We start from the raw sequence: 25,746 nt of genomic DNA on the forward strand, positions 1-25,746 counted from the left end.
TATGCGTAAAGCCCGATTTACTGAACACCAGATTATCGCCGTTCTGAAGTCTGTTGAAGCAGGTCGAACGGTGAAAGATGTCTGCCGCGAGACTGCAATTTCTGAAGCCAGCTATTATAACTGGAAAGCGAAATATGGCGGAATGGAAGCTTCTGATATCCGAAAAATCAAGGACCTGGAAGAAGAGAACCGACGTCTCAAACAGATGTTCGCTGATCTGAGTCTGGAATGCCGTGCCCTTAAAGACGTTATCGAAAAAAAGCTTTAAAACCAGTGATAAAGCGTGAGCTCGCCCATTATCTGATTTCGCAGTTTACAATGAGCACACATCAGGCATGCAGGACATTATCACTGAGCAGGACGGTATTTTTCTACAAACCGGATACACGGCGTAATGACGCTGTTATTGAAGCCCTCACAGAACTCGCTGAGCGCTATCCGCGATACGGTTTTAAGAAGCTTTTTCAGGTCATTCGCCGGCAGGGTCATGTATGGAATCATAAGCGGGTTCACCGGATTTACTGCCTGCTGAAACTGAATTTCAGACGTAAAGGAAAGCAACGTTTGCCGGTGCGTAATCCGGCACGGCTGGCGACACCAGAGGCAATAAACCAGAGCTGGTCGATTTATTTCATGCACGATGCTCTGGTCAGTGGCAGACGTTTCCGGACATTCAATGTGGTGGATGATTTTAACCGTGAGGCACTGGCCATAGAGATTGACCTGAATATTCCGGCTCAGCGGGTCATCAGAGTATTGGACCGAATCGTTGCTCACCGTGGCTATCCGCTGAAACTGAGGATGGATAACGGACCGGAATTTATCTCACTGACACTGGCCCAATGGGCTGAAGAGCATGATGTACAACTGGAGTTCATTCAGCCCGGGAAACCCACTCAGAATGCTTTTATTGAACGATTTAACAGGACATACAGGACTGAAATGCTGAATTTTTATCTGTTCAGAACACTGAATGAAGTACGGGAGAAACAGATCGGTGGCTGACGGAATATAACCGCGAACGACCTCATGAATCCCTGAATAATCTGACGCCGGAAGAATACCGGTTGATGGCTGAAAAAACAGAAACCTCAAAAAGTGTCTGGAACTAAAACAGGTCTACTTACAACTCCATGCCCTCAGATTGATTTATCAGAAGGGGTGACAACTATGCTGACACTGAGAGCTTGTACGGCACTACTATATGGAAGAAATCAAACGTCTCAGCGGCCTGGAGTAGCGATGAAGAGACTCACATACTGGCAGACCCAGCTTTCATTAAACGGACCAGATGCCGACCATCTGGCAGCGGACTGGTAAAGGGGATAAAACGCACTGGATTGTATTCCTCAAAGAGCCACCCGCATGATACCCGCCGGATACTTCATCCTCATTCTCTCCGGTAACCAGGCAACTCCCCTCTCAGAAATAGTCCACCCCACTGAAACATAATGCCAAGGCATCATAAATCGATTGTATACAAGGCGTCCAGCAGCTGAGCTGGCGCGATTACCCCGATGCAGCATCGGCATACCTGTGAACCCGCGAGCATAGGGCTATAATCGGTATTGATCAGTCCGATTGGTGGTTTTTTTCTTTTAGGCATGCGATGTAATTATCTGATAATTTGAATACCTTAGTGGATACTTACAGCATGCAGAGGGTCTGCATAAATACCCCAAGTTGAGGTTGACGATGATTTCTCTGGGTTTTGTGTCAAAAAAAATGCTTACCAATTGGAATGGTGCCTCGCCTCATTTACCTGATTTCCAGTTTCACGAAAAACACAGCACTTTAATCAAAACAAACTATCCTGAAAAAATTATGTCGCTTATTAAGACATTCGATCTTGAGCAGGACGTGGTCATTCGTAGATTGATGTCGATACGAAAATTGCCGCAGAAATTACAAAACGGAGCATCTAAAACCTACGATAATGAATTTGGACTGCAAACATTCACGCTTCTTCACGAGTCTGATTCAGAACTTTGTTATGGGTTACGAGGGGAATTCTGGCGTGCAGATTTAGGGCTAGAAAAAATTTCTAGCGTTGAAGCGTACCAACAGCCCGCACAGCCAGGCGCTGCTAAGCTGTTGCTTCGATATCAAGTTAACCAAATCAATGGAAACCAATCCGAACTCATTACCGAAACGTTCATTCACTGCCCGGATAAGACCTCTCATTGTAAGATGGTTGTTTACTGGCTGGCAATCAGAGCGGGGAGTGGTCTGATTCGACGTAGAATGTTGCACTCCGTTAAGCATCAATTGGAAAATGAATCATAAAAAATTCAGGCTGATTTTCCTCATGGTGAGCTACTATTTGGCGCGGTTCGAGGCAGCTATTTATTGGTGCATCGGCAGGAAACGATGAAGTTGCCGAAAGGCAATGATCCGATTTATGCAAAGGAGGAAAAATGAGCTTCGATTGCATTATTTTTAAAGAAGATAATGAACCTTTCATTCATGAAGTTAAGTCTGAAACAGCAGACTAAGAGAGGCTATATTAAGACTTCGGCCAAGGTATATGAGACTAATCGACTAACCGTCCACCGAGGCGGTTTTTTATTGCCTAAAGGAAGCCACTATGGCCCACGCCGACCCACTCGACCAGGCCTCAGAACTGGAGCAGCAACAACTGAAGATTGCGATGGCGAACCGCCCACGACCGAAGCCATTCACCGGCAAATGCTATAGCTGTGACGACACGATCGACAAAGGCCACTATTGCGAGTCCGCATGCCGTGAAGATGACGATAAACGCGAACGCGCCGCGAAGTTTAAACGCCACTAACCTCACCTACTAAACCACACCACCCTATTCCCGCACCGGTCACCGGCGGCGGCATCGTGCCTACGGGTTGGGTTAGCGCAGGAACGAAAAGTCACTATCTGTCTTTTATGCGATCACTTCTCAGGGCTGCGGCGAATGAATGGGGATGGATTAAAACCACCCCGGTCATAAAAACAAAAAAACCAGTTAGCAAAAGGATTCGCTGGCTGACGAAGGACGAGGCCAACAGACTGATTGATTGCATGCCTGACAGTATCAGGCCCGTGGTAACTTTTGCTCTTTCCACTGGACTGCGCCGGTCAAACATACTTGATCTTGAATGGACTCAGGTTGACATGCAAAGGAAGGTTGCCTGGATAAACCCTGAAAACGCCAAAGCGGGCAAGGCTATTGGCGTAGCGCTAAATGATACTGCATGCAGGGTTCTCCGTGGGCAGATAGGAAAACACTCCAGGTGGGTGTTTGTTCACACTAAGGCTGGCACCAGACCTGACGGCACCAAAACTCCTGCAGTCAGGAAAATGCGAACTGATGATAACACGGCATGGCGGATAGGGCTAAACCGTGCCGGGATCACCGATTTCAGATTTCATGACCTGAGGCATACATGGGCAAGCTGGCTTATTCAGGCCGGAGTTCCGTTATCGGCATTACAGGAAATGGGCGGTTGGGAAAGCATTGAGATGGTACAGCGATATGCTCACCTTGCACCAAACCATTTGACCGGACATGCGAGGCAAATTGATAGCATTTTGGGGGTTAGCGACACAAATACGACACAAGGAAGAAATCAGGCTGGCTTCAAAATTGCGTAAGTCATTGAAAGTAAATGGCGCGCCCTATAGGATTCGAACCTATGACCTACGGCTTAGAAGGCCGGTGCTCTATCCAACTGAGCTAAGGGCGCCCTGACTTTGCGGGGAATTATACGGTCACCCGCCCCTGAGTCAATATTTTTACGCCGCTTTCGGTTTTACTGCTGAAGGTTTGAACAAAGCCCGGCATTCTTTGCCTGACAGCACGCGTCGCTTCTGACAAAATAGGCGCCTTCACCCTAAGATTTTAACTCCGTGGATTTTTCTCTGATGTCAGCACAGATTATTGATGGTAAAACGATTGCGCAGCAGGTCCGGCTGGAAGTTGCGGAAAAAGTTAAACAACGTCTTGCCGCGGGTAAACGTGCCCCGGGACTGGCGGTAATATTGGTCGGAGAAAACCCGGCATCTCAAATCTATGTCAGCAGTAAACGTAAAGCCTGTGAAGAAGTGGGCTTTATCTCCCGCTCTTACGACTTACCCGGCACAACCTGCGAAGAAGAGCTGCTGGCCCTGATTGATAAGCTGAACGACGATGCAGAGATCGACGGTATCCTGGTCCAGTTACCGCTGCCGGAAGGCATTGATAATGTTAAAGTGCTGGAACGGATCGCCGCTGATAAAGATGTCGATGGTTTCCATCCGTACAACGTGGGCCGCCTGTGCCAGCGCGCTCCCCTGCTTCGCCCGTGTACGCCGCGCGGTATTATGACGCTGCTGGAGCGTTACAATATTGATACCTTCGGTCTGAATGCTGTCGTGATTGGTGCTTCCAATATTGTCGGTCGCCCGATGAGCCTGGAGTTATTACTGGGAGGGTGTACCACTACGGTTACCCACCGTTTCACCCGTGACCTGCGTCAGCATGTCGAAAATGCGGATCTGCTGGTGGTCGCGGTCGGGAAACCAGGATTTATTCCCGGTGAGTGGATCAAACCCGGTGCGGTGGTTATCGATGTCGGCATCAACCGTCTGGACGATGGCCGTGTGGTGGGTGATGTGGAGTTTGATGTCGCCGCAGAACGTGCAGCCTGGATCACCCCGGTACCCGGTGGCGTGGGTCCGATGACCGTCGCAACACTTATTCAAAATACTTTACAGGCCTGTGAAGAATATCACGATGGAGCAGCAGAATAATGGCAACTTTTTCTTTAGGGAAATTCCCTCACGTCGAACTGTGTGACCTGTTAAAGCTGGAAGGCTGGTCAGAAAGCGGCGCTCAGGCGAAAGCCTTTATCGCCGGGGGGCTGGTAACTGTCGACGGTCAGGTAGAAACCCGTAAGCGCTGCAAAATCGTCAGCGGCCAGACGGTCACTTTTGGTGGTCAGAGCATAACCGTCACCGCTTAACCGGTAGCGATAAAAAGGGCGTCCTGCGGGACGCCCTTTCTTTCTGCAATAAACCCTGATGAACAGTGTTGAGACTCTTTCAGCCTGTTACGGGCTCCGTCTCTTACTTACGTCGCCAGGTTGTTCCCTGCGGGCCATCTTCAACGATGATCCCCAGCTCATTCAGTTTGTCACGGGCAATATCTGCCTGAGCCCAGTTTTTGGTTTCACGGGCTTCTTTACGCATCACAATCAGTGCCTCGATTTCAGCAACCTCATCATCATTGCTGCCGGCCGCGCTCTGCAGAAACACTTCCGGATCCTGCTGTAATAAGCCCAGCACACCGGATAACTGACGTAATTTCGCCGCCACACTATCCGCCGCAGCCGGGTCTTCAGCCTTCAGCCGGTTCACTTCGCGCGCCATATCGAACAGCACCGAATAGGCTTCCGGCGTGTTAAAGTCATCGTCCATCGCCTCGCGGAAACGCTGCTCAAACTCAGCGCCTTCCGCCGGTACTGCCGACGGGTCGGTGTTACGTAATGCGGTATACAGACGTTCCAGCGCTGAACGGGCCTGCTTCAGGTTATCTTCGCCGTAGTTTAACTGGCTGCGATAATGTCCGGACATCAGAAAATAACGCACCGTTTCGGCATCATAATGGGCCAGAACATCGCGCACAGTGAAAAAGTTACCCAGTGATTTGGACATCTTCTCGCGGTCCACCATCACCATTCCGGAATGCATCCAGTAATTAACGTATTCACCGCCGTGGGCACAGGTCGACTGGGCAATTTCATTTTCGTGGTGCGGGAACATCAGGTCAGATCCCCCGCCGTGGATATCAAAATGTTCGCCCAGTTGTTTGCAGTTCATGGCCGAACATTCGATGTGCCAGCCCGGACGCCCCTGCCCCCACGGAGATGCCCAGCCAGGTTCATCGGCTTTCGACATTTTCCACAGCACGAAGTCCATCGGGTTTTTCTTCACATCCGCCACTTCCACGCGGGCACCGGCCTGCAACTGTTGCAGGTCCTGACGGGAAAGTTCGCCATAATGGCTGTCGCTCATCACATCAAACATTACATCGCCATTACCGGCAACATACGCATGTCCGCGTTGCAGCAGTTTTTCCACCAGCCCGATAATTTCAGGAATATGGCGGGTGGCGCGGGGTTCAACGTCCGGCGGCAGGATATTCAGCGCAGCAAAATCACGGTGCATTTCGGCAATCATCCGGTCCGTCAGTTCACCGATAGTTTCACCTTTATCGTTCGCACGTTTAATGATTTTGTCATCAATATCCGTGATATTTCTCACGTATTTCAGGTCATATCCCAGATAACGTAAGTAGCGGGAGACCACATCAAAGGCAACGAATGTACGGCCATGGCCAATATGGCACAGGTCATAAACGGTAATACCGCACACGTACATGCCAATTTTCCCGGCATGAATAGGTTTAAATTCCTCTTTTTGTCTGCTCTGAGTGTTATAAATTTTCAGCATTTAACTCTTCCGTTTCTGCGTTTGTTCTGCGTGTGCGATAACTCGGGTTATTGTGCCGTATTTTTCACGGGACTGCGACGTAAAGCAAGTCCGGTAACCGGAGGTAAGCACCCCCTACTGCCGCATACCTCAAATTTATGGTATAAGGTGCCATCGTAAATGCCCTTTCTGAGTCACAGAAAAGGCTGAAATACTGCACAACAACCATGACAGGATGAAATTATGGTCACTTTCCAGACTAATTTTGGTGATATCGTCATTAAAACCTTCGATGATAAAGCCCCGGCTACCGTAGAAAACTTTCTGACCTACTGCCGTGAAGGTTTTTATGACAACACCATTTTCCATCGCGTCATTAATGGCTTTATGATCCAGGGGGGTGGTTTTGAGCCAGGAATGAAGCAGAAATCCACCAACGCTGAAATCCGTAACGAAGCCAGCAATGGCCTGAAGAACACCCGTGGTACGCTGGCGATGGCTCGTACCTCTGCACCACACTCTGCGACAGCACAGTTCTTCATCAACGTTGCAGATAATGACTTCCTGAACTTCCGTGATGAAAGCGTTCAGGGCTGGGGCTACTGTGTCTTCGCTGAAGTGGTTGAAGGTATGGATGTGGTCGAAAAAATCAAAGCGGTTTCTACCGGCCGTAGCGGTATGCATCAGGACGTACCAAAAGAAGACGTCATCATTCAGAAAGTGACCATCAGCGAGTAATGTCGCGGACACTTTTTATTGCAGATTTGCATCTGTGTCAGCAGGAACCGGCAATTACTGCCGGTTTTCTGCGTTTTTTACAGCGTGAAGCCACAGAATGTGAAGCCCTGTATATCCTGGGCGATCTGTTCGAAAGCTGGATCGGGGATGATGACCCGAACCCGCTGCACCAGCAGGTCGCTGAGGCGCTCTCTGCCCTGACGATCCCTATCTGGTTTATCCATGGTAACCGCGATTTCTTACTGGGGAAAAAGTTCGCTGCCCGCTGTGGTATGCAGTTACTCCCCGAAGAGCAGTTACTGGAGCTCTATGGTCACCGCGTCCTGATTATGCATGGTGATACCCTCTGTACCGATGATGCCGGTTACCTGCGGTTTCGCGAGAAAGTTCACCAGCCCTGGCTACAGCGCCTGTTTCTGATGCTGCCGTTGCGGCTACGTCAGAAAATCGCCGTCAGACTGCGTAATGACAGTCAGCAGGCTAATCAGACCAAAAGCCAGCAGATCATGGATGTAAATCCACAGGCCGTCGAAGCCGTGATGCAACGTTATCAGGCTTCCCTGTTGATCCATGGTCATACCCATCGTCCGGCCATTCATCGTCTCAGTGTCGGTCAGCAGCCCGCAGAGCGGGCCGTCCTCGGTGCCTGGCATCAGGAAGGTTCCATGATCCAGCTGGATGCCGACGGCGTCAGCCTCATCGCTTTCCCCTGGTAAATCAGGATATTTTGCCCGGTTGTGTCGCGACGCAACCGTTTTCCTCTGCCCCGACTCATGCTATTCTCACGCCCTTCTCAAGGTGTATTACCTGTCCGCCTTCAGGTTTTTTATCTACTCACAGGAGTTGACCGCATGTCGTCGAATACTGCCCCGGCCCGTATCGCCATCATTATGGGTTCTAAAAGTGACTGGGCTACGATGCAGTATGCTGCAGAAATTCTTAACGAACTGGACCTTGCTCACCACGTGGAAGTGGTGTCTGCACACCGCACCCCGGACAAACTGTTCAGCTTTGCTGAGAATGCACAGGACCAGGGCTTTCATGTGATTATTGCCGGCGCCGGTGGCGCGGCTCACCTGCCGGGGATGCTGGCTGCCAAAACCCTGGTGCCGGTACTGGGCGTACCGGTACAGAGCGCAGCGCTCAGCGGTGTCGACAGCCTGTACTCTATCGTGCAGATGCCTCGCGGGATCCCGGTCGGGACGCTGGCTATCGGTAAAGCCGGTGCCGCTAATGCTGCCCTGCTGGCCGCGCAAATCCTGGCCGTCAACGATGCCGGACTGGCACAACGTCTGTCCGACTGGCGGACGCAGCAAAGTGAAGCGGTACTGAACCATCCGGACCCGCGGGAGGCAGAGGCATGAAACCGGTTTGCGTATTAGGTAACGGACAACTGGGACGGATGTTACGCCAGGCGGGGGAGCCGCTGGGGATCGCCGTCTACCCTGTCGGGATTGATGCTGAACCGGAAAGCCTGCCTATCCGCGAGAGCGTCATTACCGCCGAAATCGAACGCTGGCCGGAAACCCCGCTGACACAGGCCCTGGCCAGTCATCCGGCGTTTGTGAACCGGGATATTTTTCCGCGCCTTGCCGATCGCCTGACCCAGAAACAACTGCTCGATCAGTTAGGCTTGGCCACAGCCCCGTGGCAACTGCTGAGCGATGCGGCACAGTGGCCGGACGTCTTTAAACGCCTTGGCGACCTGGCCATCGTGAAACGCCGGACCGGCGGCTATGATGGCCGTGGACAGTGGCGTCTGCGGGAGAGCGATTGTCAGACGCTGCCGGAAGAGTGCTATGGCGAGTGTATCGTGGAGCAGGGAATAGATTTTTCCGGTGAGGTTTCCCTGGTGGGTGCCCGTGGTCACGATGGCACCCTGGTCTTTTATCCGCTGACCCATAACCTGCACCATAACGGCATCCTGTTGTGCAGCGTTGCCCTGCCTGAGCCGGATGCCGCACAGCAACGTCAGGCAGAAGCGATGCTGACGGCGATTATGCAGGAACTGGATTATGTCGGTGTGATGGCGATGGAATGCTTTATTACGCCTGAAGGTCTGTTAATTAATGAACTGGCACCGCGGGTTCATAATAGCGGCCACTGGACGCAGAACGGTGCCTCGATCAGTCAGTTCGCGTTGCATCTGCGGGCGATCACCGGCCTGCCTCTGCCCGAACCGGTGGTCTTCGCGCCGTCGGTGATGGTTAACCTGATAGGCTGCGCGCTGGACACACAGTGGCTGTCACATCCTCTGGTCCATTTGCACTGGTACGACAAAGAGGTTCGTCCGGGCCGTAAGCTGGGCCACCTGAACCTGACCGACAGTCATACTCTCCGTCTGCAGCAGGAGTTACGGGCACTGGCCTGCCGGTTACCGGCCGAATATGCCGCCGCCATCGACTGGGCTTGCGAAAAACTCTGAACCTTTGACCGTGGCGGCCTCCGGTCGCTGCGGTCATATCTTCCCTCACCCTGTCTGCTCCGCAATTGGTACTCTGCCGGTTTTGTGTGTAATACTTTACCGGACCGGGCGCCTGAGGCTGAGGCGCATCCTTTCCCCCTTCTGATGTGATGTTATGCAAAAAAATATTCTGATTACCGGCTGCTCAAGCGGCATCGGTGCGGTTGCCGCCAGCGATTTACTCAACCGCGGTTATCGTGTGATTGCCGCCTGCAGAAAACCGGACGATGTGCGCCGCATGGAGCAACTGGGATATTGCGGCATTCTGCTGGATCTGGACGATGAGGAGAGTGTCAGTAACGCGGCCCGTGAGGTGATCAGGCTGTGTAATGGCAGGCTGCACGGACTGTTCAATAATGCCGGCTTTGGTGTGTATGGCGCCTTACCTGCCCTGTCCCGCCAGCAGATGGAAAAGCAGTTTTCCGCCAACTTCTTTGCGGTTCACCAGCTGACGATGCTGCTGTTACCCGCCCTGAGAGCGGCCGGGAATGCCCGTATTATCAACACCAGTTCGGTGATGGGGTTGATCTCCACCCCCGGCCGGGGTGCCTATGCCGCCAGCAAATATGCCCTTGAGGCCTGGTCTGATGCACTGCGTATGGAGCTGAAACCTGAAGGTATTCAGGTCAGTCTGATCGAACCCGGCCCTATTTCAACGGGTTTCAGCGATAATGTCGTGCAGGGTGTCGCCGATAAACCGGTCACTAATCCCGGTATTGCGGCACGCTTTACCCTGCCGCCGGAAGCCGTACTGCCGAAATTACGGCATGCACTGGAGAGTCGTTTTCCGAAACAGCGTTATCCGGTGACCGTCGTCGCCCATGTGATGTCTGTCGCACGCCGTCTGTTACCCGGGGTATTACTGGATCGGATTTTAAGCAATCACTCCGCCAGAAAGAAATAACCGGTTGAAGTTCAGGGAGAGATCCCCCATATCCTGTGGATAACGGTAACCATTTTCAGACCAAGGAATACAGCTTATGTTACAGCAAGCCCCGATCACTGACGTTAACGAATCTAATCTGCAGCAGGTGCTTGAGCAGTCAATGCAGGTACCGGTGCTGTTTTATTTCTGGTCTGCCCGCAGCCAGCATTGTCAGGAACTGACCCCCGTGCTGGAAAAACTGGCCGGCGAATATCAGGGACAATTTGTGCTGGCAAAACTGGATTGTGATGAGCAACAGATGGTCGCTTCACAGTTTGGTCTGAGAGCTATCCCTACCGTCTATCTGTTTAAGGACGGTCAGCCGGTCGATGGTTTCCAGGGCCCGCAACCGGAAGACGCCATCCGCGCACTGTTGCAAAAAGTTCTGCCGCGTGAAGATGAAATTAAGCTTCAGCAAGCCACCGCATTACTGGCTGAAGAGAAACCGCTGGAAGCATTGCCTTTACTGAAAGACGCATGGCAGCTCAGCCAGCAATCCAGTGAGACGGGCTTCCTGCTGGCCGAAACGCTGATCACCCTGAACCGCAGTGACGAGGCCGAAGAAGTTCTGAAGCACGTTCCGTTGCAGGATCAGGATAGCCGTTACCAGGGGCTGATCGCCCAAATCGATCTGCTGCGCCAGGCCGCTGATACCCCGGAAATTCAGCAGTTACAGAGCGAGCTGGACGCAGACCCGGCTAATGCGGCTCTTGCCGCAAAACTGGCCGTACAGTTTCATCAGGTCGGACGTAACGAAGAAGCGCTGGAGTTGCTGTTCAGCTTTCTGAAAAGCGACCTCGCCGCCGGCGGGGGTGAACTGCGTAAAACATTTCAGGAGATCCTGGCCGCGCTGGGTACCGGGGATGCGTTAGCCGGTAAATTCCGCCGTCAGCTCTATTCCCTGCTTTACTGATCGACGGGCTTCGGGTTCACTGTCTGATGACAGCACCCGGCCAGAGAATCGATAATCGGACAGGCTGCCCCGTCATCCCCGGGGCAGCTTTCTGCCAGTGAGAGCAACCGCTGTCGCATCTGTTGCAGTTCTGCCATCTGCCTGTCCAGTTCCTGTACCTTTCTGAGCGTTCTGGCTTTTATTTCCGCGCTGTGACGCTGCGGGTCGTTAAACATACCCACCAGCTCGCGACACTCTTCCAGACTGAACCCGACCTGCCGCGCCTGACGCAATAACGTCAGTTCTTCAATGTGGTGACTGACATAATGCCGATAGCCGTTGGCCGAGCGCTCCGGAGGGGTAATAATGCCCTTCTCTTCATAAAACCGTATCGCTTTACCGGATAACCCGGTTTTACGTGCAATATCACTGATGTTCATCAGGCTTCTCCGTAGTAACAAGGGCCGGGAGTGCTTTTTCTGTTGACCTTTACCTTACCGGAAGGTTTAGACTTTTAATATCGTGATGATCCACGTTCTGTAATAGAAGGAAAAAACTATGTCTGATACTACACAACTGAAACTGGAGGGTCTTTCCTGCGGTCACTGCATCCGGCGAGTCAAAGAGGTGCTGGAACAGCGCAGTGATGTGACGGCTGCCGAAGTCACCCTGGAACAGGCTCAGGTGACCGGTACCGCCCGGGCAGCAGACCTGATCGCTGATATTGAACAGGCCGGTTACCATGCCAGCCAGCAGACCGGTGAAAGCCACCCAAAGTCTGAACCGCTGACAGCAACAGATCCCGCGCCGGACGGGCTGCCAGCGGATACCGTTCCGGCCTCCCCGCTGAACGATGACGGTCAGGCCGTCCAGCTGCTGATTGAAGGTATGAGCTGCGCGAGCTGTGTCAGCCGGGTTGAAAAAGCCCTCAGCCAGGTCTCCGGCGTCCGTCAGGCGCGGGTGAACCTGGCCGATCGCAGTGCACTGGTTTCAGGAAAACCTAAGCCTGACGCCCTGCTGGCCGCGGTCAGCGCCGCCGGGTACAACGCACTGCTGATCACCGACGAGCACGAACGCCGTGAAACGCAGAAGAAAACGTCACGGCAAAGTTTTATCCGTTTCAGCTGGCAGGCTGCGCTGGCTCTGCTGACCGGTATCCCTGTGATGATTTGGGGGATGACCGGCCAGCATATGATGCTGAGCGCGGAGAACCATACGCTCTGGCTGAGTATCGGGGTGATCACCCTGCTGGTCATGATCCTCTCCGGCGCACATTTCTACCGTAGTGCATGGAAAAGTCTGCGTAACCGGACCGCGACCATGGATACGCTGGTCGCGCTGGGTACCGCCGTCGCCTGGCTGTATTCGGCCGCGGTGGTGCTGTTTCCGGACCACTTTCCTGACGCCGCACGCCATCTCTATTTTGAAGCCTGCACCATGATCATCGGGCTGATTAATCTCGGGCATGCGCTGGAACAGCGCGCACGCCAGCACTCCTCACAGGCACTGGAAAAATTAATCGCCCTCGCCCCGGCGGAAGCCACCGTACTGAACGGTAAAGAGGAAAGACGTCTGCCGGTCAGTGCCATCGAAACCGGTATGCAGATCCGCCTGCGGACCGGGGATCGGATCCCGGTGGACGGAGTGATCAGCGACGGTGAAGGCCGTGTCGACGAGTCCATGCTGACCGGCGAAGCCTGGCCACAGAAGAAACAGGCCGGTGACACCCTCCACGCCGGGACTCTGGTCAGTGACGGTACACTGATATTCCGGGCAACGGCGACCGGGAAGAATACGGCACTGGCCCGTATTATCTCTCTGGTCAGAAATGCTCAAAGCAGTAAGCCGCGCATCGGCCAGCTGGCTGATCGTATTTCTGCCGTCTTTGTCCCGGCAGTGATTGCCATTGCGCTGCTCAGCGGAGTTATCTGGTATCTGGCCGGACCGGCCCCGCAACTTGCCTACAGCATGGTCGTGATCACCACTGTACTGATCATTGCCTGCCCCTGTGCCCTGGGACTGGCGACCCCGATGTCGGTGATTGCCGGTGTGGGCCGGGCCGCCGTTGCCGGCGTGCTGGTAAAAGATGCCGATGCGCTGCAACAGGCGAGCACCGCGGATACCGTCGTGTTCGACAAAACCGGGACACTGACCACCGGACATCCCTCCGTGACCGGTATCACGCTGTTTAACGATGCCGATCCTGATGAAGTCCTGTCGCTGGCAGCCGCGATGGAAAAGCACTCATCACATCCGCTGGCCACAGCCATCCTGGCCCGTGCTCCGGACAGCGTGTTGCCCGATATCGGTAATGTCCGGACGGTTGCGGGCAAAGGTCTGTCCGCCCGCTATCAGGCACAGTCGCTGTTACTGGGTAATATGGCTCTGCTGACAGAGGCAGAGGTAGACCTGAGTGTGGCGGCTGATGCCGTCAGGCAGGCGGCAGAACGGGGCGAAACCCCGGTATTGCTGGCAATAGACAACCGGCCTGCAGCCCTGATGACGGTCAGTGACCCGCTGCGTCCGGAAACTCCCCGGGTGGTACAGCAGCTACAGCGACTCGGCTATAACGTGGTCATGCTGACCGGCGACCAGCCCGAAACGGCCAGCGTGATTGCCAAAGCCGCCGGGATCCCGCAGGTGATCGCCGGGGTTCTGCCGGATGAAAAGGCCGCAACCATCCGTGCGTTACAGCAAAAAGGTCACCGCGTCGCCATGGTCGGTGACGGCATCAACGATGCCCCGGCCCTGGCGCAGGCCGACACCGGGATTGCTATCCGTGGTGGCAGCGATGTGGCCATAGAAACCGCCACCCTGGCATTAATGCGTAATGATCTTCAGGCGGTTGCGGACGGACTGCTGATCGCCCGGGCCACCCTGCGCAATATGAAACAAAATCTGCTGGGCGCGTTTATTTACAACTGTATCGGGATCCCGGTCGCGGCCGGAGTACTTTACCCGCTGACCGGCACCTTGCTGAACCCGGTCATTGCCGGTGCCGCAATGGCGCTCTCCTCCATCACGGTAGTCACCAATGCTAACCGCTTATTACGCTACCGGTTACCGGTGCAGAATAAGCTACCCCCGGAACGCGAAAATGACTAGCATAGAGAGACTCTCTGAACCACGGTATTTCAGGTAATGACACTCCTCTGGCCGCGACTGGAAAAACTATGGCGCTTTCTTCATCCGGTAAGCTATGCCTGGCCGGCGGTTGACCTTCGGGTAAATGACAGCCGGATCCATCTGACCGGGAGTATCCATATGGGTACGCGGGATATGTACCCGCTGGCTGAGCCTCTGCTAAAGCAGTTACGGGCCGCCGATGCGCTGATTGTTGAAGCCGATATTCTGTCATCGCCCTCCCTGCCACCACAATCCGAGGCCCGGGCGCCACTGCAGGAACGGTTTGATGCCGCACTGAATGCAGAGCTTGAACAACGTTGTACGGAGTGTGAATTGCCTGTCTCAACGCTGGAGACCTTGCCGGCCTGGCAGATTGCGCTGATATTACAGAGCCGGCAGGCACAGCGGTTAGGGCTGCGGCCGGAATACGGGATTGATTATCAGCTACTGCAGGCTGCAAAAAACCTGAATAAGCCCGTGATCGAGCTTGAAGGGGCCGGAACCCAGCTCGGGATGTTAATCCGCTTACCGGATGATGGCATCGACCTGCTGGCGGACTCCTTACAACACTGGCACACCAATGCCCGGTTACTGCAAACCATGATCAGCTGGTGGGTGGAAGGCCCGCCACGTGAAGGTCTGCCTCATGGCCTGCTGCCCTCTTCTTTTGGTCATTCCCTGAATGATGTGCTGATAAAAAAACGTAATGCCGAATGGAAGCAGAAACTGATCCGGTTGCCTCCGGGCCGCTACCTGATGGCGGTGGGGGCATTACACCTTTATGGTGACGATAATTTGCCAGCGATGTTTGGCCGGTGACCCTCTGCCTGTCAGAGGATCGAAATAGTATGTATATCAGATAGTTTACAAGGATCTCTTTATGACGCCTGCCATCAACCTGCTGGAAAAGCAGAAGACTCAATTTCGTATTCATCAGTATGATCACGACAGTAATGAGACAAATTTTGGCGATGAAGTGGTACGCAAACTTCAGCTGGATGCTGCTCAGGTGTTTAAAACGTTACTGGTGGCGCTGAATGGCGACAGTAAACATCTGGCCGTGGCGGTCACCCCGGTGGCAACACAGCTTGACCTGAAAAAAGTCGCTAAAGCGCTGGGCGCTAAAAAAGCAGAGATGGCCGACCCGCAACTGGCTCAGCGGGTGACCGGCTACCTGGTCGGCGGGATCAGCCCGTTAGGACAGAAGAAACGTCTGCCGACGGTGATTGATGCCAGTGCCGCGTCCCTGCCGGACATGTATATCTCCGGGGGAAAACGCGGGCTGGATATTTCGCTGGCACCGGCAGACCTGGCCGCTCTGCTGACGGCCCCTTTTGCAGAGATCGCGCGCCACGACTAATCCTTCTGCTGACAAAGCTGGTCAATCATCCAATAACCCGCCGGACCCGGGGGATGGCGGGTTGACCAGATCACATCCATCCGGCTTTGTTGCGGCCAGCCAGCTAACGTCAGAGGGTGCAATACCCCCCGTCCGAATTGTCTGACCAGCCAGCAGGGTAAGGTTGTCCAGCCAAATCCCTGTTCTGCCATATCCAGTAGCAACAGATAAGAAGAGGCTGACCACGAATGCCCTTCACTTTTATTGTCGTGAGGCCGTACCCAGGTATTCAGCCGCAGTTGCCGGACCGCTTTGAGGTGTGCCGCACTGAGCTGTACGTTAGCCGCCAAAGGGTGCTGGTGATGAATATAGAGGCCCATGCTGACCAGCACCTGCAGGCGCCGGGCGACCAGGTCCGGCGGCAAGGCGGGTTGTTCACGCACGACACCCAGGTGGGCCCGTCCGGTTTGCAGAAGGTCGAGCACGTCATCATCTTCCGCGACCATGCATTCAAATTCGATATCCTGATACCGTTCTTCAAAACGGTGTAACAGGATTTCATGATGCTCAGCGGGCCAGATATCGGACACGGCCAGTGTCAGCCTCGGCTCGGTACCGCGGGATAAACCTATCGCTAAATCATCCAGACGACGGCTGGCGGCCAGGATCTCTTTGACTCTGGCCAGCGCGCGACGCCCCTCTTCCGTCAGTACCGGCTGCCTTCCGCGCCGGTCAAATAACAGAAACCCCATATCATCTTCCAGCCGGGCGACTGCGGCACTGATGGTGGACTGGCTTTTTCCCAGATAACGGGCAGCGGCAGAAAATGAACCGCAGGCATCGGTCTGAACAAAGGCTTCGAGTGACTCCGGGGAATAACGCATAACTCACCTATCGGTTTTTACGATACCTGGTCATTTTACCTGCCATCCTGTGGCTGGGAAAATAGCGATCAGAAAAAATAAGGAGTCATGATCATGCGTACCCGTTCTGCTTACGAGCGTCTGTTACATACCCTGGGCTATGAGTTTTTTGCTTTACTGATCACTATTCCCGGCGCCGCCTGGATCACGGGCCAGCCGATCACCGGGATGGGTATCACTGCGGTGGCCCTCTCTTTACTGGCAATGGTCTGGAACCTGCTCTTTAATATGGGTTTTGATCACTTCTTCCCGCCGGGCGTTCCCCGCGCCGCGGGTATCCGCATCTTACATGCGGCGGGGTTTGAAGGCGGATTTGTACTGTTTGCCGTCCCTGTGACGGCAGGAATGTTAGCTATCAGTCTTACTGAAGCACTGCTGCTGGATATTGGTTTCCTGCTGTTCTACCTGCCCTACACTTATCTCTTCAACCTGGGCTGGGATAAACTAATGGCTCTGATGCTGCGGGATGCAACGGCAGCCTCGCGGTAAAAGGCTGCGGGATGTTCTCCGGGCGGCCTTCAGGGAAGTCCCGGCATTCTGTGCCACCAGGATCCTGTTCAGCCAGCGGAAGATCCGTAATATCAGCGATTATAATGAGTCGATAAATACGGGGTTTTGTCAGGAAAACTAAAAAAACCGTGTCTGTCTCTCAACTTTCGCCCGCACTGTTTGTGTCATTCTGCTGTTTTACTTATTATTTCTTTAAGGGTTTATTCAGTAAATTCAGGCTGACAGACAGGATCCCGCCTGTTTTTCCCCTTATGCATTTTCTTTATGACTCAGTAACGGATTTTTAACTGTTTTATCGCGACTGTCCGTCCGGCGGATAGCGTATTTTTCCTCTCACCCCTGGCAGAAAACGCAATCGCCCGGCTTTAAAGGAGAGACCATGCATCATACTACCCCTCTTATCACCACTATCGTCAGCGCATTGGTACTGGCCTTTTTACTGGGTATGCTGGCGAATAAATTGCGATTCTCCCCGCTGGTCGGCTATTTACTTGCCGGTGTCCTGGTCGGGCCTTTTACCCCGGGCTTTGTGGCAGATACCAATCTGGCACCGGAACTGGCCGAACTCGGGGTTATTCTGCTGATGTTTGGTGTCGGGCTGCATTTCTCCCTGAAAGACCTGATGACCGTAAAAGCCATCGCTATCCCCGGGGCCATCGCACAGATTTTCGTTGCAACATTACTGGGGATCGGTCTTTCCGCCATTCTTGGCTGGAGCATGATGACCGGGCTGGTTTTCGGGCTTTGCCTCTCAACGGCAAGTACAGTCGTTCTGCTCAGAGCTCTGGAGGAGCGACAACTGGTAGACAGTCAGCGCGGACGTATCGCCATTGGCTGGCTGATTGTGGAAGACCTGGTGATGGTCCTGACTCTGGTTCTGTTACCCGCCATTGCCGGGATGATGGAGCAGGGAAATGCCAGTGTCGGTCTGCTGTTTCGCGATCTGCTGATCACCATCGGCAAAGTAGTCGCCTTTATGGTGATTATGGTCGTCTTTGGTCGCCGCGTAGTCCCCTGGATCCTGGCGAAAAGTGCGGCGACCGGGTCGCGGGAGTTATTCACCCTGGCGGTGCTTGCACTGGCTCTCGGTATCGCATTTGGTGCTGTGGAATTTTTTGATGTGTCATTTGCATTGGGGGCATTCTTTGCCGGGATGGTGCTGAACGAATCAGAACTCAGTCATCGGGCAGCCCATGATACGCTGCCACTGCGCGATGCCTTTGCGGTGCTGTTTTTTGTCTCGGTCGGTATGCTGTTTGACCCGCATATTCTGATTGAACGTCCCCTGGCGGTCTTCGGTGCACTGGCCATTGTCCTGGCAGGAAAATCAGTGGCTGCCTGGCTGCTGGTCACCTGGCTTGGCCATACACGACGCACGGCGTTAACCATCTCCGTCAGTCTGGCACAGATTGGTGAGTTTGCCTTTATTCTGGCCGGCCTGGGGGGCTCGCTGGGATTGCTGAACGATGACGGCCGTAATCTGGTACTGGCCGCCGCCATTCTCTCCATTATGGTCAACCCGGTCATGTTCAGCCTTGCAGAGCGCTATCTGGCCACGACAGAGCCATCTGCAGAGACTCCCCCTTCCGGCGAAACTATCGCTCCGGAAGAACCCCCTGTGCCACTGAATATCTGTCACCATGCCATTGTCGTCGGTTACGGGCGGGTCGGAAGCCTGCTTTGTCAGAAGCTCCGGCAGCTACAGGTGCCGGTCGTGGTGGTCGAAACCAGTCGCCCCAGGGTAGAGGTGATCCGCGAACAGGGGTTCGCCGCTGTCGCCGGTAATGCCGCACGTACGGACACCATGGAAATAGCCCGGCTTGACTGCGCCCGCTGGCTGTTTTTAACCATTCCAAACGGTTATGAGTCCGGCGAAGTGGCGGCGGCTGCCCGCGAGAAACGACAGGATATCGCCATTATTGCCCGCGCTCACTATGACGATGAAGTCATCTACCTCACCGAACACGGTGCGGATAAGGTCATTATGGGCGAGCGGGAAATTGCCAAAAGTATGACAAATATTCTGGCGGCGGAAAGTTCAGCGCCGCAGGCGGTATAGCCACCTGCCACGATACGGTGACCCGGAGATAAGTATGAGCATGCGCCCGAGAATAACACCACGGGCGCAGTCTGTATTATCTGTCCCAGTAGGCCTCTTCCAGGCTGTCTTCGCGCTCAGGCAACCCGCGACTCAGGCGCGGAGAATGCTGATTCAGTACCTGATAGCTGACACGGTTCGCATACTTGCAGACCTGAGCCAGTGAGGAATACGTCAGGAAGGACTGAGTATGTTTAGCCGAATTCGGGACTTTCTGCCGATGATAGTTATTGGCTGAAATGTCATGTAATACCGCGGCCAGTGCCCCATCCCCCGCGCCGTTGGTGTTCATGATTTTTTCCGGCCCGCCCATATAGGGGGCAATATGGGAAAAGACTTTCACCGGGCGGGTACAATCCTGATAGCGCATGGCGCGACTAAATTCATACTGGTTAAATTCAGCAATGGCACCGGGTAACAATGGCAGGTTGGTACGTCGTAATACGTCTTCGTCGCTGTAGCCAGCCATATAAAGCCCCGCCGGACCGGCAGTGCAAAGCACCAGATCAACCCACTGTAATGCCATATCTGCGGCCAGCAGCGGGTCCGATTCGCCGGTCAGTTCACAGGCTTCATCTTCGTTCATGGCAACAATCGAGATATGCTCATGCAAAAAGTCACGCCAGAATGCCGGGTTTTCGGCAATGACATGACGGGTGCCCAGGGTCAGTACCACCGGAACCTGATGTTTTTTAGCGTATTCGATAGCTTTCATGGTGGCCTGCGGCATGGGTTCCCCCTCTTTCGCACGCACCAGGTAAGAAGTCAGGACCAGCGCCGAGGCCTCAGCAATGACAGCTTCCGGAATATTATCCGGATGCAGCTGATTCATGGCGCCCGGGCTTATCGCAAAGGTACGTTCGCCGTTGTCGCCTATCAGGGTATAACAACGACCAATCGAGCCGTTAACGCCCTGCAGACAGTTCAGGTCAACTTTGCTTGAGGTATTACACAGATAGCGGTATGCATAATCACCGACCGTAATATTGCCGCACATAACGCCCAACAGCACCGAGCGATCATCCGCCAGCACCGAGTAGTTATGCAGGGTATTACCGATAGTCCCGCCGGCAAACTGATCACTGATAAGCTTTTTCTGCACTAATTCCTGATACAGTGCTTCAGCAACATCATCCTCGATGACCAGTGAATGCCCGCGACTGAGGCCATAACGTTCAATAAAAGCATCATCGACTTTTGCTTCTATATCAACCATCGTCTGGTCAATGCCGACCACAGGAGAAGTCGTCACTAACTCTGCAGGATCAGCCTGCAACAGAGGGTCACGGGCACTGACCGGGAAGTAATGTTTAGATTTACGCTGACCAGGAAATTTCATATTTTTAAGTTAATCGCAGGAATAAAGCGTGGATCTTACCATATTCCCAACGATTAACCGGTTTTTCATCGCCCGGAATTTACCAGCTCTGACATCATGCGGATATGTAGCTCATCATCGTTCAGTGCCGGGATATATTCGAACTTCTCTCCCCCGGCATGCAGGAAAAATTCCCGGTTTTGTTCGTTGATCTCTTCCAGGGTTTCCAGACAATCGGCAGAGAAGCCGGGGCTCATAACCTGAATATGACGGATCCCTTTTTCCGGCAGGGACTTCACGGTTTCATCCGTATAAGGCATCAGCCAGGGTTCGCGACCAAACCGGGACTGGAACGTCATGATTAATTCGTCTTCGTTCATCCCCAGAGCTTCGCGCAGACAAGCTGTCGTATGTTCACAGCGGAGCGGATAATCATCACCCTGATTGGCGAAACGTTGCGGGATCCCGTGATAGGAAAGCAGCAGAACATCCGGCTTTCCATGCTGCGCAAAGGAACGCTCTACAGAGTCCTTCAGAGCGGCGATATAGGCGGGATGAGTTGCATAATCGCGGATCAGCTGAATATCCGGCAAGGTCCGCCGGGTGCGGAAAATTTCATGCAGTCCGTCCCAGACAGCCGATACCGTCGATGATGAGAATTGCGGATACAAGGGTAACACGATCAGGCGTGTGACCCCCTGCGCCAGCAGTTCATCAACGCCACTTTGCAATGACGGATTGCCGTAAGACATCCCTAAAGCGACCGGCATATCGGTTAACTTCGCCAGCGCATTCCGCTGACGCTGACTGTAGACCAGCAGAGGCGAACCCTCATCCATCCACACAGACGCATAAAGCTTTGCTACCCGGGGAGAACGCAATGGCAGAATAGCGCCACGCAATACCGGCCACCAGATAATTCGCGGAACATCAACGACGCGCTTATCACTCAGAAATTGTTTCAGATAGCGTTTTACTGCAGCGGAAGTCGGGGCATCAGGCGTGCCCAGGTTGACCAGCAGAACACCTGGCTTATCTTGCCTCATCATTATTCCTTATTCACAGGCTTTGCAGGGAAGGCTCATTGTAGCGAATATTGGCGAAGGGAACAGCGGCAGAGAAAGAACGGACCGAATAAATCCGGTCCGTAACAGGGGATCACCCCAGAATGGTTGCCAGCTGCAGGCTGACTTCGCTGACAGGACGGGTACCGTCAATTTTCTGGTAACGGGTCTGTCCGGCAGCCGCTTCTTTGCTGTAATAAGCAATCAGCGGAGCCGTCATCTGGTGGTATTCAACCAGACGTTTACGAACGGTTTCTTCCTGGTCGTCTTTACGAGTCGTCAGCGGTTCGCCGGTCACATCATCCAGTCCTTCCTGCTTCGGCGGATTATAGTCGACATGATATACCCGGCCTGAAGGTGCATGTACACGACGGCCGATAATACGGTCGACAATTACTTCATCCGGCACAGCGAATTCCAGCACATAATCAACAGCAATGCCGGCTTCTTTCATCGCATCGGCCTGCGGGATCGTCCGCGGGAAGCCATCCAGCAGGAAACCTGCTTTGCAATCGTCCTGCGCAATACGCTCTTTAACCAGTGCAATAACCAGTTCATCTGTCACCAGTTTGCCAGCATCCATAATGGCTTTGGCCTGTTGACCCAGCTCAGTGCCAGCTTTAACAGCAGCACGTAACATATCACCGGTAGAGATTTGCGGAATACCGTATTTCTCCATGATGAACTGAGCCTGAGTTCCTTTACCTGCGCCCGGAGCACCGAGCAAAATAATACGCATTGCGTAGTACCTCTTGCGAATCGCGTTTAATAGTCCTGAGAAGTGCAAAAACATACCATTATGTCCGGCTCTCCACAAGGAAAGGCCAGGCTTAATCACTGTAAATGCCCGACAGATACCGAAAGATGGCCGGGAAAGCGGTTATTCAGTTTACGGAACGAACAACGACGATCCACCACTAAAATAACAGCCCCGGCAGACGGCGCGTACCGATAAAAAAGGCCCGCAAATGCGGGCCCTGATGTATGCTGTCATCGTATGCTGCGATTACGCCAGTAATAACTGGTTCATGCGGCGGATAAACTGGTTAGGATCTTCCAGTGTTCCGCGCTCAGCAAACAGCGCCTGATCAAGCAACAATTCAACCCAGTCAGCAAACTGGCTGTCGTCAGTCGCATCCGCGGCTTTTTTCACCAGCGTATGTTCCGGGTTAATTTCAAAGATATATTTCACTTCCGGTGCTTCCTGACCGGCGGCGGCGAACAGCTTCGCCATCTGAGTGCTCATTTCATCCGCATCAGTCACTACAATGGCCGGGGTGTCAGTCAGACGATGTGTCAGCCGGACATCCTTCACGCGCTCACCCAGCAGGGTTTTCACACGATCAACAAACGGCTCAAGGGCTTTTTCGCTCTCTTTCTGTTCCGCGGTTTCTTCGTCAGCCAGTTTATCCAGCGAATCGTCTGCTTTGCTGACAGACTGGAATGATTTGCCATCGAATTCTGTCAGATAGCTCATCATCCATTCATCGATACGGTCAGACAGCAGCAGAACTTCAATGCCTTTCTTACGGAACAGCTCCAGATGCGGGCTGTTTTTCGCCGCGGCATAGCTGTCCGCAGTGATGTAGTAAATCTTTTCCTGACCTTCGGCCATACGACCGATGTACTCTTCCAGCGTTACCGTCTGTTCAGAACTGTCAGTATGGGTGGAAGCAAAGCGTAATAATTTGGCAATTGCCTGAACGTTACCCGCATCTTCCGCCGGACCTTCTTTCAGGGCCAGACCGAATGCTTTCCAGAACTGCAGGTATTTAGCCGCATCATCTTTCGCCAGTTTATCCAGCATTTGCAGCGTACGTTTGGTCAGCGCACCACGCAGACTTTGAGTGATACGGCTGTCCTGCAGAATTTCACGCGAAACGTTGAGAGGCAGATCATTCGAATCAATCAGTCCGCGAACAAAGCGCAGATAATTCGGCATAAACTGCTCAGCGTCATCCATGATAAATACACGCTGGACATACAGTTTCAGACCATGTTTATGATCACGGTTCCACATATCCCACGGGGCCTGCGCCGGGATATACAGCAGGCTGGTATATTCCTGCTTACCTTCAACGCGGTTGTGGCTCCAGATCAACGGGTCAGTGAAGTCATGAGCGATATGCTTATAGAAATCGTTATATTCTTCGTCGGTGATTTCTGACTTATTACGTGTCCACAATGCCTGGGCTTTATTCACTTTTTCCCAGTGCGTGGTTTCACTGTCTTCGTCTTTGGTTTCAATCTCAACCGGCAAGGCGATATGGTCAGAATACTTGCTGACGATGTTACGGACACGCCAGCTATCCAGGAACTCATCTTCCCCTTCACGCATGTGCAGGGTAATTTCGGTGCCACGCTCAGCTTTGTCGATGTCCGCCAGGGTATATTCGCCTTCACCGGCCGACTCCCAGAACACCCCTTCACTTTCCGGAGCGCCCGCAGCACGGGTACGTACGGTAACTTTATCCGCAACAATAAAAGCTGAATAGAATCCGACACCAAACTGGCCGATCAACTGGCTGTCTTTAACCTGGTCAGAGCCCATAGATTCCAGAAACGCTTTGGTCCCGGATTTTGCGATGGTACCAAGGTTTTCAATAACTTCCTCACGGCTCATACCGATGCCGTTATCACTCAGAGTCAGAGTACGTTGCTCTTTATCCACCGACAGGCGAACGCGTAATTCACCGTCGCCTTCGTACAGGCCGGAATCAGATAACGCACGGAAACGGAGTTTATCTGCGGCGTCGGACGCATTCGAGATAAGCTCACGTAAAAAGATCTCTTTATTTGAGTAGAGTGAATGGATCATCAGTTGCAAAAGTTGTTTTACTTCTGACTGAAAACCACGTGTCTCTTGTCCTTTCATCGTCATTGATACCTCAAGAAAAATCAGTATTAATTCATGTCGATACAGGAGATGGGGTTGAAAGGAAGATTTTCAAGCTGATGTTCAGAAAAAACATCAGCCGGGGATTAATATCGGAACTTCTGTCGTCCGGCCAGAGAATGGGATAACGTGGTACCGTCCACCATTTCCAGTTCTCCGCCCACCGGTACACCGTGCGCAATCCGGCTGGCATCCACACCATACTGACGGCATAAATCGGCAATATAGTTGGCTGTTGCCTCGCCTTCAATCGTCGGATTGGTTGCCAGAATCACTTCGCGGATCGTTTCATCCTGCAGGCGATGCTCCAGCGTATCCAGCCCGATATCTGCCGGCCCTATTCCGTCCAGAGGAGAAAGATGCCCCATTAATACGAAATAGCGACCGGCAAATTGCCCGGTTTGTTCCACCGCATGAATATCCGCAGGGCTTTCAACGACACAAATCATGCCGTTTTGCTGACGACGGGGATTCGCACAGATAGTACAGATCTCCTGCTCGGTGAAAGTCCGGCAGTGAGAACAGTGACCAATCTCCGACATCGCGCGGGTCAGCGCCTGTGCCAGGCGCATCCCGCCGCTGCGATCACGCTGTAACAAGTGGAAAGCCATGCGCTGCGCTGATTTAGGCCCGACTCCGGGTAAACAGCGCAGTGATTCCATCAGGGCTTCCAGCAACGGGCTTGTCTGCATCAGAAAGGCATCTTAAAGCCAGGTGGCAGTTGCATACCGGAAGAAACAGAGGCCATCTTCTCTTTCTGCGCTTCGTCAATACGACGGGCAGCATCATTAAAGGCAGCCGCAACCAGATCTTCCAGCATATCTTTATCGTCTTCCAGCAGGCCCGGGTCGATTTCAACACGGCGGCAGTTGTGAGCACCGTTAATGGTCACTTTGACCAGACCGGCACCGGATTCACCGGTCACTTCCATTGCCGCGATCTCTTCCTGAACCTGAGACATTTTGTCCTGCATTTGCTGGGCTTGCTTCATTAAGTTGCCCAGACCACCTTTACCAAACATAGTTTT

24 protein-coding genes, 1 tRNA gene and 2 pseudogenes are annotated in these 25,746 nt (G+C 53.3%); 17 read left to right on the top strand and 10 right to left on the bottom strand.

Going from position 1 to position 25,746, the window contains the following annotated elements:
* The first annotated feature begins 1 nt into the window (after window position 1).
* From CG67_RS06705 to CG67_RS06720, 4 genes and pseudogenes are all read left to right on the top strand, one after another.
* Window positions 2–1,112: pseudogene (locus tag CG67_RS06705) on the top strand (IS3 family transposase).
* 583 nt (window positions 1,113–1,695) lie between these two features.
* Window positions 1,696–2,286: a hypothetical protein gene (locus CG67_RS06710; RefSeq protein ID WP_025902191.1), complete on the top strand. Its 591-nt coding sequence runs from the start codon at window positions 1,696–1,698 to the stop codon at window positions 2,284–2,286.
* 301 nt (window positions 2,287–2,587) lie between these two features.
* Window positions 2,588–2,794 (top strand): hypothetical protein, encoded by a 207-nt coding sequence (locus CG67_RS06715; protein ID WP_025902192.1) that lies wholly within the window; start codon window positions 2,588–2,590, stop codon window positions 2,792–2,794.
* 71 nt (window positions 2,795–2,865) lie between these two features.
* Window positions 2,866–3,609: pseudogene (locus tag CG67_RS06720) on the top strand (site-specific integrase); the annotation flags it as partial.
* Window positions 3,610–3,624: 15 nt separating this feature from the next.
* Here CG67_RS06720 and CG67_RS06725 read toward each other — a convergent pair.
* Window positions 3,625–3,701: transfer RNA gene (locus tag CG67_RS06725), tRNA-Arg, on the bottom strand.
* Window positions 3,702–3,879: 178 nt separating this feature from the next.
* Here CG67_RS06725 and folD point away from each other — a divergent pair.
* Both folD and ybcJ read left to right on the top strand, forming a co-directional pair.
* Complete coding sequence (folD, locus tag CG67_RS06730) at window positions 3,880–4,746, top strand: bifunctional methylenetetrahydrofolate dehydrogenase/methenyltetrahydrofolate cyclohydrolase FolD (RefSeq protein WP_025902194.1); 867 nt, start codon at window positions 3,880–3,882, stop codon at window positions 4,744–4,746.
* Complete coding sequence (gene ybcJ / locus CG67_RS06735) at window positions 4,746–4,958, top strand: ribosome-associated protein YbcJ (RefSeq protein WP_025902195.1); 213 nt, start codon at window positions 4,746–4,748, stop codon at window positions 4,956–4,958. The genes folD and ybcJ overlap by 1 nt, the downstream gene beginning before the upstream one ends.
* A gap of 103 nt (window positions 4,959–5,061) precedes the next feature.
* Here ybcJ and cysS read toward each other — a convergent pair whose 3' ends face one another.
* The gene (gene cysS / locus CG67_RS06740; RefSeq protein ID WP_025902196.1) at window positions 5,062–6,447 is read right to left on the bottom strand and encodes a cysteine--tRNA ligase; all 1,386 of its coding nucleotides are present in this window, start codon (window positions 6,445–6,447) and stop codon (window positions 5,062–5,064) included.
* 222 nt (window positions 6,448–6,669) lie between these two features.
* Between cysS and ppiB the strand changes: the two genes are divergently transcribed.
* The 6 genes from ppiB to CG67_RS06770 all read left to right on the top strand — a co-directional run bounded on the left by ppiB (window position 6,670) and on the right by CG67_RS06770 (window position 11,466).
* Window positions 6,670–7,164, top strand: coding sequence for a peptidylprolyl isomerase B (gene ppiB, locus CG67_RS06745; protein ID WP_025902197.1), 495 nt, complete (start codon window positions 6,670–6,672; stop codon window positions 7,162–7,164).
* Complete coding sequence (lpxH, locus tag CG67_RS06750) at window positions 7,164–7,880, top strand: UDP-2,3-diacylglucosamine diphosphatase (RefSeq protein WP_025902198.1); 717 nt, start codon at window positions 7,164–7,166, stop codon at window positions 7,878–7,880. The genes ppiB and lpxH overlap by 1 nt, the downstream gene beginning before the upstream one ends.
* A 135-nt stretch (window positions 7,881–8,015) precedes the next feature.
* Window positions 8,016–8,528 carry a 5-(carboxyamino)imidazole ribonucleotide mutase gene (purE, locus tag CG67_RS06755; RefSeq protein WP_025902199.1) on the top strand — a complete coding sequence of 171 codons (513 nt, stop codon included), beginning with the start codon at window positions 8,016–8,018 and terminating at the stop codon, window positions 8,526–8,528.
* Window positions 8,525–9,589, top strand: coding sequence for a 5-(carboxyamino)imidazole ribonucleotide synthase (purK, locus tag CG67_RS06760; protein ID WP_025902200.1), 1,065 nt, complete (start codon window positions 8,525–8,527; stop codon window positions 9,587–9,589). Before purE ends, purK begins: the two co-directional genes overlap by 4 nt.
* A gap of 154 nt (window positions 9,590–9,743) precedes the next feature.
* The gene (locus CG67_RS06765) at window positions 9,744–10,532 is read left to right on the top strand and encodes an SDR family oxidoreductase (protein WP_025902201.1); all 789 of its coding nucleotides are present in this window, start codon (window positions 9,744–9,746) and stop codon (window positions 10,530–10,532) included.
* 76 nt (window positions 10,533–10,608) lie between these two features.
* Window positions 10,609–11,466, top strand: coding sequence for a co-chaperone YbbN (locus CG67_RS06770; RefSeq protein ID WP_025902202.1), 858 nt, complete (start codon window positions 10,609–10,611; stop codon window positions 11,464–11,466).
* Here CG67_RS06770 and cueR read toward each other — a convergent pair.
* On the bottom strand, window positions 11,460–11,885 hold the full coding sequence (cueR, locus tag CG67_RS06775) for a Cu(I)-responsive transcriptional regulator (protein ID WP_025902203.1): 426 nt from the start codon (window positions 11,883–11,885) through the stop codon (window positions 11,460–11,462). The two genes, CG67_RS06770 and cueR, sit on opposite strands and share 7 nt — an antisense overlap.
* Window positions 11,886–12,003: 118 nt before the next feature.
* On the opposite strand from cueR, the gene CG67_RS06780 reads away from it, so the two are divergent.
* From CG67_RS06780 to ybaK, 3 genes are all read left to right on the top strand, one after another.
* Entirely contained in the window at window positions 12,004–14,550 is a 2,547-nt protein-coding gene (locus tag CG67_RS06780; protein WP_025902204.1) for a copper-translocating P-type ATPase, read from the top strand.
* Window positions 14,551–14,586: 36 nt separating this feature from the next.
* Entirely contained in the window at window positions 14,587–15,390 is an 804-nt protein-coding gene (locus tag CG67_RS06785) for a TraB/GumN family protein (protein ID WP_025902205.1), read from the top strand.
* Between the two features lie 61 nt (window positions 15,391–15,451).
* The gene (ybaK, locus tag CG67_RS06790) at window positions 15,452–15,931 is read left to right on the top strand and encodes a Cys-tRNA(Pro)/Cys-tRNA(Cys) deacylase YbaK (RefSeq protein ID WP_025902206.1); all 480 of its coding nucleotides are present in this window, start codon (window positions 15,452–15,454) and stop codon (window positions 15,929–15,931) included.
* Here the strand turns inward: ybaK and CG67_RS06795 are convergent.
* Window positions 15,928–16,794: a LysR family transcriptional regulator gene (locus tag CG67_RS06795; protein ID WP_025902207.1), complete on the bottom strand. Its 867-nt coding sequence runs from the start codon at window positions 16,792–16,794 to the stop codon at window positions 15,928–15,930. The genes ybaK and CG67_RS06795 overlap by 4 nt on opposite strands.
* A 93-nt stretch (window positions 16,795–16,887) precedes the next feature.
* Here CG67_RS06795 and CG67_RS06800 point away from each other — a divergent pair, with 93 nt between their 5' ends.
* Both CG67_RS06800 and ybaL read left to right on the top strand, forming a co-directional pair.
* Complete coding sequence (locus tag CG67_RS06800) at window positions 16,888–17,322, top strand: PACE efflux transporter (RefSeq protein WP_025902208.1); 435 nt, start codon at window positions 16,888–16,890, stop codon at window positions 17,320–17,322.
* 400 nt (window positions 17,323–17,722) lie between these two features.
* Window positions 17,723–19,402, top strand: a complete 1,680-nt coding sequence (gene ybaL, locus CG67_RS06805; RefSeq protein WP_029990829.1) for a YbaL family putative K(+) efflux transporter — start codon at window positions 17,723–17,725, stop codon at window positions 19,400–19,402.
* Window positions 19,403–19,478: 76 nt separating this feature from the next.
* Here the strand turns inward: ybaL and CG67_RS06810 are convergent, their stop codons facing one another.
* From CG67_RS06810 to CG67_RS06835, 6 genes are all read right to left on the bottom strand, one after another.
* The gene (locus tag CG67_RS06810; protein WP_025902209.1) at window positions 19,479–20,780 is read right to left on the bottom strand and encodes an inosine/guanosine kinase; all 1,302 of its coding nucleotides are present in this window, start codon (window positions 20,778–20,780) and stop codon (window positions 19,479–19,481) included.
* Window positions 20,781–20,845: 65 nt separating this feature from the next.
* On the bottom strand, window positions 20,846–21,805 hold the full coding sequence (hemH, locus tag CG67_RS06815) for a ferrochelatase (protein ID WP_025902210.1): 960 nt from the start codon (window positions 21,803–21,805) through the stop codon (window positions 20,846–20,848).
* A gap of 112 nt (window positions 21,806–21,917) precedes the next feature.
* Complete coding sequence (gene adk / locus CG67_RS06820; protein WP_025902211.1) at window positions 21,918–22,562, bottom strand: adenylate kinase; 645 nt, start codon at window positions 22,560–22,562, stop codon at window positions 21,918–21,920.
* Window positions 22,563–22,829: 267 nt separating this feature from the next.
* Window positions 22,830–24,698, bottom strand: a complete 1,869-nt coding sequence (gene htpG, locus CG67_RS06825; RefSeq protein ID WP_200910037.1) for a molecular chaperone HtpG — start codon at window positions 24,696–24,698, stop codon at window positions 22,830–22,832.
* Window positions 24,699–24,805: 107 nt separating this feature from the next.
* Window positions 24,806–25,411, bottom strand: a complete 606-nt coding sequence (recR, locus tag CG67_RS06830; RefSeq protein ID WP_025902213.1) for a recombination mediator RecR — start codon at window positions 25,409–25,411, stop codon at window positions 24,806–24,808.
* Window positions 25,411–25,740 (bottom strand): YbaB/EbfC family nucleoid-associated protein, encoded by a 330-nt coding sequence (locus CG67_RS06835; RefSeq protein WP_025902214.1) that lies wholly within the window; start codon window positions 25,738–25,740, stop codon window positions 25,411–25,413. Before CG67_RS06835 ends, recR begins: the two co-directional genes overlap by 1 nt.
* Between the last annotated feature and the right edge of the window lie 6 nt (window positions 25,741–25,746).

Origin of the sequence: Tatumella sp. UCD-D_suzukii (assembly GCF_000611875.2) — a bacterium.
GTDB classification, from domain to species: Bacteria; Pseudomonadota; Gammaproteobacteria; order Enterobacterales; family Enterobacteriaceae; genus Tatumella; species Tatumella ptyseos.